The organism is Methanospirillum hungatei (assembly GCF_020216685.1).
Taxonomy (GTDB): domain Archaea; phylum Halobacteriota; class Methanomicrobia; order Methanomicrobiales; family Methanospirillaceae; genus Methanospirillum; species Methanospirillum hungatei_B.
This window is the reverse complement of record NZ_JAIWNS010000146.1, coordinates 1-12,963: the sequence shown is the minus strand read 5'-3', so window position 1 is coordinate 12,963 and position 12,963 is coordinate 1. Positions and strand designations below refer to the sequence as shown.

11 protein-coding genes are annotated in these 12,963 nt (G+C 44.0%); 3 read left to right on the top strand and 8 right to left on the bottom strand.

Annotated elements, in window-relative coordinates; all coding sequences use genetic code 11:
• The 6 genes from LDL35_RS09360 to LDL35_RS09335 form a co-directional block, all read right to left on the bottom strand.
• Positions 1–1,735: HAD-IC family P-type ATPase (locus LDL35_RS09360; protein ID WP_304022059.1), on the bottom strand; the 1,735-nt coding region annotated here is incomplete at its 3' end.
• Between the two features lie 453 nt (positions 1,736–2,188).
• The gene (locus LDL35_RS09355; protein WP_304022057.1) at positions 2,189–2,644 is read right to left on the bottom strand and encodes a hypothetical protein; all 456 of its coding nucleotides are present in this window, start codon (positions 2,642–2,644) and stop codon (positions 2,189–2,191) included.
• 62 nt (positions 2,645–2,706) lie between these two features.
• The gene (locus LDL35_RS09350) at positions 2,707–3,042 is read right to left on the bottom strand and encodes a cupin domain-containing protein (RefSeq protein ID WP_304022055.1); all 336 of its coding nucleotides are present in this window, start codon (positions 3,040–3,042) and stop codon (positions 2,707–2,709) included.
• Positions 3,043–4,056: 1,014 nt separating this feature from the next.
• The gene (gene pyrC / locus LDL35_RS09345) at positions 4,057–5,352 is read right to left on the bottom strand and encodes a dihydroorotase (protein ID WP_304022053.1); all 1,296 of its coding nucleotides are present in this window, start codon (positions 5,350–5,352) and stop codon (positions 4,057–4,059) included.
• Positions 5,353–5,382: 30 nt separating this feature from the next.
• Positions 5,383–6,270, bottom strand: coding sequence for a DUF4349 domain-containing protein (locus LDL35_RS09340; RefSeq protein WP_304022051.1), 888 nt, complete (start codon positions 6,268–6,270; stop codon positions 5,383–5,385).
• 67 nt (positions 6,271–6,337) lie between these two features.
• Positions 6,338–6,781 carry a universal stress protein gene (locus LDL35_RS09335; RefSeq protein WP_304022049.1) on the bottom strand — a complete coding sequence of 148 codons (444 nt, stop codon included), beginning with the start codon at positions 6,779–6,781 and terminating at the stop codon, positions 6,338–6,340.
• A gap of 239 nt (positions 6,782–7,020) precedes the next feature.
• Between LDL35_RS09335 and LDL35_RS09330 the strand changes: the two genes are divergently transcribed.
• The gene (locus tag LDL35_RS09330; protein WP_304022048.1) at positions 7,021–7,623 is read left to right on the top strand and encodes a DUF2179 domain-containing protein; all 603 of its coding nucleotides are present in this window, start codon (positions 7,021–7,023) and stop codon (positions 7,621–7,623) included.
• A 6-nt stretch (positions 7,624–7,629) separates the two neighbouring features.
• Here LDL35_RS09330 and LDL35_RS09325 read toward each other — a convergent pair whose 3' ends face one another.
• Positions 7,630–7,881, bottom strand: a complete 252-nt coding sequence (locus LDL35_RS09325; RefSeq protein WP_304022046.1) for a hypothetical protein — start codon at positions 7,879–7,881, stop codon at positions 7,630–7,632.
• 164 nt (positions 7,882–8,045) lie between these two features.
• Between LDL35_RS09325 and LDL35_RS09320 the strand changes: the two genes are divergently transcribed.
• On the top strand, positions 8,046–10,736 hold the full coding sequence (locus tag LDL35_RS09320) for a PAS domain S-box protein (protein WP_304022044.1): 2,691 nt from the start codon (positions 8,046–8,048) through the stop codon (positions 10,734–10,736).
• A gap of 16 nt (positions 10,737–10,752) precedes the next feature.
• Here LDL35_RS09320 and LDL35_RS09315 read toward each other — a convergent pair whose 3' ends face one another.
• Positions 10,753–11,859, bottom strand: coding sequence for a hypothetical protein (locus LDL35_RS09315; RefSeq protein ID WP_304022043.1), 1,107 nt, complete (start codon positions 11,857–11,859; stop codon positions 10,753–10,755).
• Positions 11,860–12,013: 154 nt separating this feature from the next.
• Between LDL35_RS09315 and LDL35_RS09310 the strand changes: the two genes are divergently transcribed.
• Positions 12,014–12,925 (top strand): hypothetical protein, encoded by a 912-nt coding sequence (locus LDL35_RS09310; RefSeq protein ID WP_304022042.1) that lies wholly within the window; start codon positions 12,014–12,016, stop codon positions 12,923–12,925.
• Positions 12,926–12,963 lie beyond the last annotated feature (38 nt).

Genomic DNA, 12,963 nt, shown 5'->3' with positions numbered 1-12,963 from the left:
CGGCATGGTCACCAGTTATCATCCGAACCCGGATACCTGCATGTTTGGCCTTTAAAATAGCCTCTTTCGCTTCAGCCCGTGGAGGGTCCACTTCCCCGACAAACGAACTGATCGTCAAATCCTGCATCAGGGGCATGAGATCTGCTTTTGGATCAAAGGTTGCAGGATCAAAGTCTTTTCTGGCAAATGCGAGGACACGAAGACCTTCCTGCGCGATTCGTTCATTCTCACCCAGAATTTTAGTCCGATCTTCTTCGGTGAGTTTTTTCGTTGATCCATCTGCCAAAAGACCGAAGGAGGATCGGGAGAGGATAACATCCGGAGCACCCTTGACATAGGTCCGTATGATTGCCCGGCCATCCGCATCTTTCATCTCATGGAATGTTGCCATGAATTTATAGTCTGAATCAAAAGGGATACTTGCGATTCTGGGGTAATTCTTCCGAAATTCCTGGACATGTATTCCTCCTTTCTCTGCAAGAGCATACAATGCCCCCTCGGTTGGATCTCCAATGACCTGCCCGTCCCTGATATCTGTGTCAATGCACAGAGCACAGGGAAAGAACACATGATCCAGATTCTCGTCTGCATCCCCTTCCGTTCGTTTAATTATTCCTTCAAAACTGTATCCTTCACCTGATACCTGATACCGGTGCTGAACGGTTGAGATAACTCTGACCGTCATCTGGTTCATGGTCAGTGTCCCGGTTTTATCTGAATTGATAGCCGATGTGGATCCCAGGGTCTCTACAGCAGGAAGACTCTTGATGATTGCATTCTTATGTGCCATCGCAACGGTGCCCATGGCGAGGATGCTGATGACAACGGCAGGTAACGCATCAGGAATAGAGCCAATTGCAAGAGATACACCGATATTAAAGAGTTTATCAAATGATTCGCCCTGCGAGAGACCAAGGACGACAATACTGAGAAATGCAAGTACTGCCATCCCGATGATAAAGAGGGTAACCCTGTCTATCTGAATGGTAAGAGGTGTCTTTTCTGTCTTTTGTTCCTGAAGCATCGTTGCAATATGACCAACTTCAGAGTTCATCCCGGTATCAGTGACCAGAATCTCACCATGACCTCTCGTCACATTGGTGTTCATATAGGCCATGTTAATACGGTCTCCAAGAGGCAGGTCGGGTTTTTCTATAGTATCAGAGGTTTTCTCGACAGGGGTGCTCTCACCAGTCAGTGCTGATTCTTCAATCTGCAGGTTTGCTGCCAGTATTATCCGGCCGTCAGCAGGAACCCGGTCCCCGGCATCGACAATGATTATATCTCCCGGAACGATCTCCTCTGCTTCAACCTGCGTGATCTCTCCATCCCGTCTCACTTTTGCAACGGTCTTCATCATCTTATTTAATGCAGCAACACTTACAGCAGCTTTTGCTTCCTGACGATAACCCAAAGAGGCATTGAAAACAGTGAGGATAAGCAGAAGGAGACATGTGTGGTACTCCTGAATGTACAGACTTACAAACGCTGCAATGACCAGCACTATCTGCATATAGGATTTGTACTGCTCTAAAAACCTGATAACTGCAGATTTTTCCTTCTCTTCCTGAAGGATATTTTTGCCGTATTTTTTTTGCCGCTCTGTGGCCTCTGATGATTTCAGCCCTGATTCCTGTGAAGTGCCCAAAAATTCCACCGATTTGTTGGTGCTGAGTGCATACCATAATCTCTTCAATTCTGGCTTTTCACCCTCTTTTTGAATAATTTCTGCCATTATCTCCCTCTTTTGTCTTCTATCATCCGATAATATGCGGACATCGGTCAAGGATGGAATTGATACGCTGGATGATAAAACCCAATAGAAGACCCATCTATATATGCATTTTGAAATGATCAGCAATGGGGGATATCAGAGTGGGTGAGAGAGGTGCCTGGCATTGTAGAATGGCAGAGCCGATCTGCAGTTAAGGTTGGGGATCTTGACATATTCCGTGTTCTATGTTGAATCACCCCTGTATTGCATTAGTTTTCCTATAGCTCAACGATTGAGTGCGATCCTAGAATGTAAAAGCATGGGATAATCGTGGAGTGACCCTGAAAAAGAACGGAGCGGTTGAAGAAGGGTTTGTGATATCCGAAAGGGTATTTCACTTGTAATGGGTGTGAATTAACTTTTTTATAATTTTGAAATCACCCAAATTCTAAAAAGAGATATTCTTTATTCTCTTCAGATTCTTCTACCCGGACGAAGATGATGATGCCCCTTTCTTCGAAGAACAGGACGAATCGGGATAATTTTACACTTTGTCTCCCCAAGCTGCGTATACATGGTGGTATCCCGATGTGCATCAGGAGAACTTCCTGTAGCTGAGCGATTCAGGAATATCTTGAGTGACTCAAGGGTCCGTTTCACTTCTGCCTTGATATCCTGATCTCGTTCTATCCTGGCCCGCTCCTCAAGTTCAGGGATTGCATCCTTCCATTTCAGCTTCTTTATTGTTTTTAATGAAAAAATCCGGTATTTCCGAAGAGGGTGATGGAGATATCGTATCATCAGTTCAGCATACTGCTTCTCTGTTAAGAACTTCTCAGCAATCCCACATGACGGACAGTTTTTCTGGTAAACCGGGCTTACATATCCGCATGCCACGCAGTAATAGGCATTAACCTCTTCTTTTTCCATGTATGTGATCTTTTCTGTATGGGAGATTTTTCAGGATAATGTATCGGCTAATGTATTAGGCACTATTCCCGAATCATAGTCAGCATCATTTTAAATCTGGTTACTGCACGGACTGCATGAGGGGCATGTGCCGGGAATATTATCGTCTCACTTTCTTTCAACCGGAACTTTTCATCGTTCAGAGTTACTTCACATTCACCATCAAGAACGGTGAGAACCGCGTCATATGGAGCGGTATGCTCCGAGATCTCTTCACCAGCATCAAAAGAGAAGAGGGTTATCGATCCTGCTTTTGATACGACCACCATGCGGCTCGCTATCGTCCCCTCCTGATATGCAATGATATCTTTTAATCTGATGACTTTTCCAAACAGTTCTTCACGGTTTTTATCGGTCATGATGGGAAATCTCCTATTCAGACAATAGGTATTGATCAGGTATGCTTGTTTCGAATGGGTTTGGAGTGTTCAGAATCCAGGTTCTGGAAGGTGTATTTAACTGATGATAAATTCATATCTATGAATTTTTATAATTCACATATTTCTGACTCTTCGGAATGTATAAGATAAATAAGTTTTTCAATATCCATATGTATCGTTCATATGCAGTCTGATAAAAAGGAGACGAAAATGGTGTTACTGTTCAATTTTCTTAGTGAACAGTATGAACAGTAAATATAAGGTACGCCACATGGTATCAAATATCAATTATCTCCACAATAAGACTAAAATTGATTTTTTTTATTTTTATATAATAATAAATATAAAACCCGGTGTCAAGAATAACATTGATCCCCTAGTCAAAGAAGAGGAAACTGTTCATTGTTATGGTGTGAAGAGATTGGATATAATATCCCTTCTATTAGCCCGTATCCTGAAGTATTTAAAGGCTCTTCTCGCTTCCTTTGGAAAAGCCACTCTCTCTATAGAATTTCGGCTCATCCTCATCTTATCTCCTCTATAATTGAAGATCTCATAAAATTGATCTTAATCTGACGGTCTGCACATCCCACAATGTATGAGCATGAATGAGCTCCATATCTTTCTGACAGTCTAGGATCTCTATACATTCAGGTATATCCATCTGGGAAAATTTAGATAGATTCCTATCGGTCTATTGAAGTAAGGTGGGCAGAGTATCAAGTCCAAAACTAAAAAATACCTGATAATATCCGGTTTTAAATAAACAATCTGAAAATAGAACTAAAGACAAAAGTAAGAATTTGTCACCTGGCACTAACAAATATGGATCACAAGTGGCTTTTGCCGTACTTCACCTATTAAACGCCCTCAGCCAGGTGGTGCCATAACATGTACCGTTTCCGGGTTGTCCCGTGGATCACCCTATGAGACCTCATCGTATCACCTGGGGACCTATGGAAACGAGGAGAGGCACTACTTATCTATTGGTATTCAGAGGCTATAACCTCTTCCCGGAACCCAGAGACTGGACCCTGAGTAATCATCCGACAAATCTGGCCTGAAAAAATCTCCTGAATCAAATACTACCAATCCTCCAAGGATAGTTTGCTCTGGAAACACTGCCATCATTCCTTCATACGGTGTCCAACCAGCATTACTGTGAAGGGTATCTGCTGATATCCGGGTCAGGGTATCAGGATACAGTGCAAAGTCCGCCCGGTCTCCGGGTGAGAACCCTGCCTTCGTAATTCCGAGAATTTCTGAGGGCCTGCTTGAGGTCTTCGCGATAACATCCGCAATGCTGATCTTCTTTTCATGAACCCAGCCCATGAGCAGTGGAATCATCGTCTCAACTCCCGGTATACCCGATGGAGCCATAGCAAACTCCTGTCCCTTCTCCGCTTTTGTGTGAGGAGCGTGATCAGATCCGATGAGGTCAATCTGATTCCAGCAGGAGAATAATTCCCTTCGGACTTTTTCTGACCGGAGTGGAGGATTGACTTTCCTGTGTGTATCTTTCGGATCACATGATTCGTAACTGAGAAAGAGGTGATGCGGTGTAACCTCACGGGATGCGAGGCCCTCTGGAATTGTCCGGATGGCATCAGCAGATGAGAGGTGGCAGAAATGAAGGTTGCAACGGGAGGTATTCAAAGTGAGCAGATCCTGAATGGCCTGAACCTCACCTCCGACCGGACGGAGATGATCATGATAGGCAAGTGACTGATCCTCTCCTTCTGTTACCTGCTCGGCGTGGATAGTCATAAGGCCATGAAAGCCGGCTACCTGGTTCATAGCTTTTACAAGTACTTCTGATGACACGGCCTCCCCATAACTTGAAGGACCGGCAAATGTCTCACCAAAGGCAAAAACACCGGCCTTCCACATCCCGGTAAGATCTGCATCACTGGTAACCCCGCCGTTTATCGCAAATCGGGTATATGCCTGTGATTCGGCAAGCATCACCCGGTCACGTAACAGGTCAGACGTTGTCAGAGCCGGGATGGTATTTGGCTGATCCACAACAACCGTAATCCCGCCGGCTATTGCACTTTTTGTCCCGCTCTCCCAGGTCTCTTTCTCTTTTTGCGGCCCATCTCTCATATGGACATGCAGGTCGGTCCCTGCCGGAAGAACGAATTTTCCCCGGCAGGAGATCTCCAGATCACCCTTTCCTGCTGCACCGGCATGCATAACCTGCCCGTTTGAGATGGTTATATCCGCCACCCGTCCGCCTGGAATGAGCACATCCCTGAGTACCAGTATCTCCTGTCCCTTCTCCAACATCGCTTCTCACATGTTACCCGTATGAAATGTTTACTCTGATCGGTTCTTCCATCGCTGATAGACCCAGTATCCTGCACCACCCAGAATGATAAGGGGCAGGAGTGTCAGAATGGCAATAAAGAGCCAGACCACCGTGTCTACAAACCCGGCAATCCCGTCACTGATAACTGCCGGTAGTGAATACCCTCCCGGGGCCTCAACCTGTGCAGGTTCTGATAAGCTGACGGTTATGGTCGAAAAGGAGGTTCTGCTGTCCAGGTACTTCATTCTTCCCACAATCCGGTCAAGCTGCACCTGAACACGTTCGATCTCCTTTTGAACTACAAGGATCTCTGAGACATTCTGTCCTTTTGTAAGCAGGCGGTTGTACTGGGCTAACTGATTTGAAAGGGAATCGCGTTGCGCTGCAAGATCAACATATTCTTCTGTCACATCATCAGCCTGTACTGAACTTGACAGAACTTTTCCTATGGAAATTATCTCCGCAAGAGCTTTGTCAAAACGTTCAGCTGGGACCCGTATCGTAACCGTTCCTGAATACCTGTTCTGACTTCCGGCATAGACGGATGATGACTGTATCAGGCCATCGTACCGCTTTGCCACCTCTTTTACCCGTTCTGCCGATTCTGTAACATTAATCACCTCTATCTTGATATCAGCAGTCCTGATGATCTTCTGTTCAGGGAGTGAGACACCTGTTTTGTCTGACGATATGCCGTCATATCCACCGGCTGACCGTGTAGCCTGGGGGGCAGGGGCCGGAGCGTAGGCATAACTCTCACTTTCGTAAGCAGCCTTTGAAAGGGAGAGCGTGTCATCGGTGATACTCGCCGGCTGTGTACCCTCAAATGCAGTGCACCCGGCGGTAACCATAGCTCCGATAAGCAGGAGCAACATAAGTACAGAAAATTTCTTCATGCATTATACTATACGAACGGAGATAAAAGAGCGATGGTAACTTCAGATTATTCTGAAGTTAAAAAACTTACCTGACCACAACGGTGGTAACTTTTGCATGGGTCATAATATATGTACTGACACTTCCAAGCAGAATTCTGGCACCCAGTCCTTTTCCGGTTGATCCGACAGCGATCAGATCTGCCCCGACTTCTTCCGCGGTTTGTAATATCTCACTTCTCGGATCACCGGTCCGTACGATGATTTCAATATCCACATTCCGGTCATGTGCCAGCTCTTTGATCCTGTTAGTGACCTGCTCCTTCTCATCCTGCACCAGTTTTTCCCGAATTTCATGGAGGGTTGATATGCCCTCATATCCGGCAGCTCCATCAATGGCCGCATACTTGGCAGGTGATATAACATACAGTGCACAGGCTCGTCCTTCCTCTTTTATGTGCTCTAAAACCCAGATGAGAGCATTATAACCTTCAGGAGATCCGTCCACTGCAACAAGCATTGTACCAGACATAATTGCTAGAGTATTGCTCCGGTTACGTATCAGTATACCGGATTGTCTCTAGAGGTCCAGACACCCGTATTGATGGTGGTCTTTTTTTTCGGTGTTCTTTATATCTGGTCCGTTTTTATTGTTCTACCGATGATGCTTCCTTTGACTGGTTAGTGTCCATTCATAGATGGTATGACACCATTCAGGAATCATTTCCAGTAACTATAATTAGACCGGGACCTGATTATTCAATTGATCCTATGGATGTCGGGTTTCTCTCATCTGATCTCTTTACATTTGGATTGATCCCGGTACTCATATTTCTGGCCCGTATATGTGATGTCTCCATCGGTACCATCCGATATATCATGATTTCACGGGGTTTTAAGTTTATAGCTCCGATATTTGGATTTTTTGAAGTTACGATCTGGCTGCTTGCCATCGGACAGGTTATGGCTAACATCACCAATCCCATCTGTTATATTGCTTATGGTGCGGGATTTGCAGCCGGAACCTACATCGGTATGGAACTCGAAGAACGGATGAAACTGGGCATGGCGATCATTCGTCTGATAACTCCGCTCCCGACAAAAGAATTTATCGCCCGATTACGGCAGTACGGCTATGGAGTGACAAATATTACCGCACAGGGAGCGAATGGTGAGGTTACTATCATCTTCATGGTGGTAAAACGAGCAAAAATTCCTCATCTGGCGGTCCTGATTCGTGACTTTAACCCCCATGCATTTTATACTATTGAGGATGTCAGATCAGCAAGTGAAGGGATCTATCCGATAGAGGATAAAAACAATCCATTTTCATTCTTTAAACGACCATTTCTATTTATTGGAAAGAGAAAATGATCCTGACTATCTGGCCATCCAGATTTTCTGGTTCATAAGTGGCTTGTCCTCCAGTCCTGGGTTCTGTTCGATAAGTTCCATGATCTCATCAGGGGTAAAATGATACGGGCATGGTAATGTAGGATCTTCACGTTCCCACCGCTCCAGTCTTTCCCCGTACAAAGCCTCATCATGCAGGGTACAGAATTCTTCCAGGGTATTGAAAAATATGCATTCTTCGCATGGTCGAATCTGTCTGACAAGAATCGGCGGTATCATAGAACTGAATATCCTTTGCTGAAAATCATCGTATTAAAATTGAATCGGTTCATATATGGGTTCTGTTTATTTATAAATGTATGAATGATCACCGGATATCTGTTCAAACGCAGGCAAGCCTTTAATAATTTAGAATTTGTTAGGTATAGTAGAGGGAGTTCTTCATGTCCGGATCCGATTCTTTGTATCAGGTACTCTGTGTTGATGATGAGGAATTCCTGCTTGATCTCTGTAAACTGTTTCTAGAACGAAGCGGCGACCTTAAGGTTGACACGGCTTTATCGGCGTCTCTCGGCCTGGAAAGATTAAGGGAAAAAGAGTACGATGCTATCATCTCTGATTATGAGATGCCTGGGATGAACGGTGTTGAATTCCTCAAAGAAGTCCGGGCTTTTGATGAAAATATTCCGTTTATTATCTTTACCGGACGGGGCAGAGAAGAGGTTGTTATCGAAGCACTCAATAATGGAGCAGATTTTTACCTCCAGAAAGGAGGAGATCCAAAAGCTCAGTTTGCCGAGCTGAAATCCAAGGTGGATCATGCAATTAAGCAGAAGCATGCGGAAAAAATTCTCGAACAGGAACGCCAGCAACTGCTCTCAATTTTTGACAGTCTTGATCAGGTTGTGTATGTCAGTGATCCAAAAACCTATGAAATTCTGTATGTGAATAAAAGTTTTCAGAATTTTCTTGGTCATGATGTTATTGGGAGGATCTGTTATGAAGAGTTCCAAAACAGGAAAACACCCTGTGAATTTTGTACAAATTCAATCATATTCTCACAAAAACCTCTTCCTTACTCCTGGGAACATTATAACTCAGTATTTAACCGGTATTATTCAATCGTTGATCGGGTAATCAGATGGCCTGATGGACGTGATGTCAGGCTTGAGGTGGCTACCGATGTTACTGAGGCCAAACGCGCTCTGGAGGAGTTAAATGCAGCATATGAGGAGATTGCCTCATCAGAGGATGAACTAAAACATCAGTTTCTGGAACTGAATGAGAGCCGGGAAAATTTAAAGGAGAGTGAAGAACGGTATCGTTCGGTTATAGAAAATACCCAGGACGTTTTTTACCGGAGTGACGCACAGGGAAATCTTATCATGGCAAGCCCGAGTGCTCTTCGGCTGTTCGGGTATGACTCTCTTGATGAAATCATCGGAAAAAATATTGCTGACACCTTTTATCAGAATCCTGATGAACGGCAAAAACTGATGGAGATTTTACAAAAAAAAGGTTCAGTATATAATTATGAAACCCCTCTGCTAAAAAGGGATAAAACACCCATATGGGTCTCGACCAATACTCATGTATATTATGACAAAAATGGTGCGTTTGCCGGAGTAGAGGGAAATATCCGGGATATTACTGATATCAAAAAGACCTCAATGGCTCTCCGTGAGAACGAGGAGTTATACCGGTTTTTGGTGGAACATATTGAAGACGGAGTTTTCATCGTTCAGGATGATCTGATTGTCTTTTGTAATGCGACATTTGCCAATATTATCGGATATTCCCGTGATGAAATACTGGGAAGCCCCATGTATGAATATATCTCCCCTGAATACCGTGATGAACTGATATGGAAATGTCATAATTCAAAGGAATATGATGTAATCATTGAATCATCTGAAATCCGGTTTCTGCATAAAGATAAAAAAACCAAAGTATCGGTAATTATCTCATTACGGATTGGAGAGTATAAAGGTCGTCATGCCTGTATCGGTACAATCCATCATGCTGCCAGACTGTATGAACAGGTAGAGCACTCCCTTCGGGAGAGCAGGGCAATGCTCAATGCCATCTTACAGGAATCACCAATCCCGCAATTTGTGATAGATAAAAATCACAAGGTAGTCTATTGGAATCAGGCCCTCTCTGTCTACAGTGGAATTCCCTCGAATGAGGTTATCGGAACAGATGAGCATTGGAGGGCATTTTATCCTGAACCACGTCCCTGTATCGCGGATCTGATACTTGACGGCAGGATTGATGATCTCGTATTATGGTACAAAGGCAATGCAAAACAATCAACTCTTGTGAAAGATGCCTGGTCATCAATTGGATTTTTCTCCCATCTGGGTGAGCATGGAATCTGGCTTTATTTTACCGGAGCATTACTTCGTGATTCAAATGGTGATGTCTGGGGTGCACTTGAAACCCTTGAAGATGTAACCGAACAGAAGATGAACGAAGAAGGGCTTCGCGAGGCGAATAAAAAATTAAACCTTCTTTCCGAGACAACCCGTCATGACATCCTCAATACGCTTACCGTCCTGACCGGGGCAATGGATCTTATCAGGGATGAGATCAGCGATCAGGCTGCTTCATCCTACCTTCAGCCGGTCGATACAGCACTGGATACCATATACCGCCAGATTCTTTTCACCAGGGATTATCAGAACCTGGGAATCACCTCCCCGGTCTGGCAATCCCTGCCGGCTATCATTGAAGAGACTATTATCCGAGTCCTTCCAAAGGAAATCAGATTTACTCAGGATAACATTAATTACGATATCTATGCAGATGCAATGCTTGGAAGGGTGTTTGCAAACCTGGTAGATAACACACTGAGACATGGCGGGACGGTAAGTGAAGTCAGGGTTACTGCCAGGGAAGAGCAGGATATGCTGTATATCTCCTATGCTGATGATGGAAAAGGGATTGAGGATTCAATAAAGGAACAGATTTTTAACCGGGGTTTTGGATCGCATACCGGATATGGTCTCTTTCTTGTCAGGGAGATTCTTTCAATCACCCATTGTACCATTCAGGAGGTTGGAACCGTTGGAAAGGGAGTTGTTTTCGAAATACATGTCCCTTCCACCTATTTTAAAATACATCAATCCTGAATTCTCTTTAGCGGTATCAGGATGAGTCAAAAAAGATCTCCTGAAGTGATTTCAGATCTTTTATGGAAAGCAGAACCGGGATATTTACTCCAATTGAGTATGAGGGATACAGGCCAAGCATCTGTCTTCGGTTATACGCGTACAGTCTGCTCTCCAGAAGAAGACTTTCTGCTTTGGTCTCTTCCTCTCCTCTCCTCTCTTCGATGTCTGCTCCCTGAATTTTTTTCAGTTTGTCTATGAATTCAGATATCATTGTAAGGGCAATTTTTCTGCTCAGATAACTTTGCAGATACTGCATTATGACAAACTGCGAGAAAAGGAGCATGAGTACACTATAATCTCTTCCGGCATATGAAAAGGCTATCATATTCACGTATTTTGTCAGGGTAAATGCAGGCATGACCATCGCCACGATCATAAGGATGACGAGGATTGTTGTAATGGCAATAAGAATTGATCCAAGGATGGTAAAGACGATAATTCTTCGATGGCTTATCATCCGGTTTTTCAGACGGAGGTGAGTCCGGTACAGCATTCTTCCTCTGAAAATGAATATCTCTGCATAGAATATGATTATCCCAAGACACTGAATTAAAAGCAGAATGAGGGTATCTGTTGAAAAATTACTCGTATACGCGATAATGATGGTAAAGATGACCGACAGTCCGTATATGCAAAAAACGCCATACGTGATCGGAATCATGCTGAGCAGAAAAAACCGTAGGAAGAGCTGATATCCCACCCGTTTATTTGAAAATATTTTCAGTTCTTTTGCCCATTGTAACAATGAAGTATCCTTTTTCTTCATTGGGGGCTGTCCTGATAATTTCTGATGTACCATTCTAAAGGGAAAAAGAGCAAGTGGCAGCATCGGATAAAACAGATAAAAATATAGACTCGCCGCTACCCAAAGAAAGAGGTATGTGGACCGATAATGCCATATGAGCAGGATATTTGCCAGGATGATCCCAATGAGTACTGCAAACGATGCTCTACAGATGGTTTCATGGGTTATTGTTTGACGCAGATCTTCAAGGCGTTCAATCTCTTGTGATACTATCTTGTCCGGTGAACCAGGATGGAGCTCTCCGGTCCAGGTAGAATTTTCTCTCTTTATTACCACTGCCTGAATAATCTATTTAAAAGGAAATAAATGAATCGAAACAGCCCATATGCTCACCACGAAACATCAATGGCCAGACCGGTGATTTTTACTCTTATCACACACAGATATACTCAAACATAAGGTTTGGCCGAAAAAAGCATGGGTGTGTCATATGTCAGACATATATGAATACTTGTCAGCCCTCCATCAGGGCATTTGGGAAGTGGTAATCCCCAAAGATCTGCTGACAGTGCCTTTGGGGCCTGAATGGAAATTCTCTCCGATTAATGTCCCCTCTCATGATACCATTGCAAGTTACCGGAATGGTCAGTATCATCTTCATGAGACAAAAACCGAATACCGGGTTCACCTTGACCGGTATGATCCGGAAAAAAATCCTTTCCTTCATCTTATCGATGACGCCCCCCTGGTCCTTATGATCCTGGAGACGGTACAGACAATATATATGACCGCCAGGGATGCCAAAAAGAACCCTGAACCTGATTTTATTAAAGATCAACGCTTAACATGGGAGTATCGGATGGTGCTTGGGATAATCCTGCTCTCCATCAGTGGTATCCTTCTCATGATTGCACTCAATCAGGATGAACGGCTTTTTTCTGTGATTCTCCCTTCGATTGTATTTTTTACCGGTGCCCTGATTCTTGCCCATGGGTTATATATGGGTAAGCGAAAAGAGCATTCAAAAAAGGATGTTGTGAATGGATTTTTAATAATGATCGGAGGCATCATTATGGCAATACTGTGGGAATTATATCTGGTCATCATTCTGTTTATCCTCGCCATATGGTTCTTGGGGAGTGCCTATGTATCTTTGAGACGGGTGATAAAAGAAAAAAAGGAGATTCCCCAAGGGTTATGGCTTTCTATGGGGATGGGGATTGGTTCCCTGGCATTTGGTGCTCTCACCATCTTTGTCCCTGACATACTGCTCGAGATTTTGGTCGGCATACTGGCTGTGATTGTGGGAATCATCGGATTTGGATTTCTTCTTGATGGCTATGGCCTTCGAAATGTTGAGCATCTTATGAAGGAGCAGACTGAGATACACAAAATTACATAAAAAAATCAGCCAGGGGGTCTCATAGTAACCCGAACCCG

Bases quoted from the DNA above. Each gene is read 5' to 3' on its own strand.
- LDL35_RS09350 (WP_304022055.1), bottom strand. From the start codon at position 3,042: ATGACCGATAAAAACCGTGAAGAACTGTTTGGAAAAGTCATCAGATTA.
- pyrC (WP_304022053.1), bottom strand. From the start codon at position 5,352: ATGTTGGAGAAGGGACAGGAGATACTGGTACTCAGGGATGTGCTCATT.
- LDL35_RS09355 (WP_304022057.1), bottom strand. From the start codon at position 2,644: ATGGAAAAAGAAGAGGTTAATGCCTATTACTGCGTGGCATGCGGATAT.
- LDL35_RS09325 (WP_304022046.1), bottom strand. From the start codon at position 7,881: ATGATACCGCCGATTCTTGTCAGACAGATTCGACCATGCGAAGAATGC.
- LDL35_RS09335 (WP_304022049.1), bottom strand. From the start codon at position 6,781: ATGTCTGGTACAATGCTTGTTGCAGTGGACGGATCTCCTGAAGGTTAT.
- LDL35_RS09310 (WP_304022042.1), top strand. From the start codon at position 12,014: ATGTCAGACATATATGAATACTTGTCAGCCCTCCATCAGGGCATTTGG.
- LDL35_RS09340 (WP_304022051.1), bottom strand. From the start codon at position 6,270: ATGAAGAAATTTTCTGTACTTATGTTGCTCCTGCTTATCGGAGCTATG.
- LDL35_RS09330 (WP_304022048.1), top strand. From the start codon at position 7,021: ATGGATGTCGGGTTTCTCTCATCTGATCTCTTTACATTTGGATTGATC.
- LDL35_RS09320 (WP_304022044.1), top strand. From the start codon at position 8,046: ATGTCCGGATCCGATTCTTTGTATCAGGTACTCTGTGTTGATGATGAG.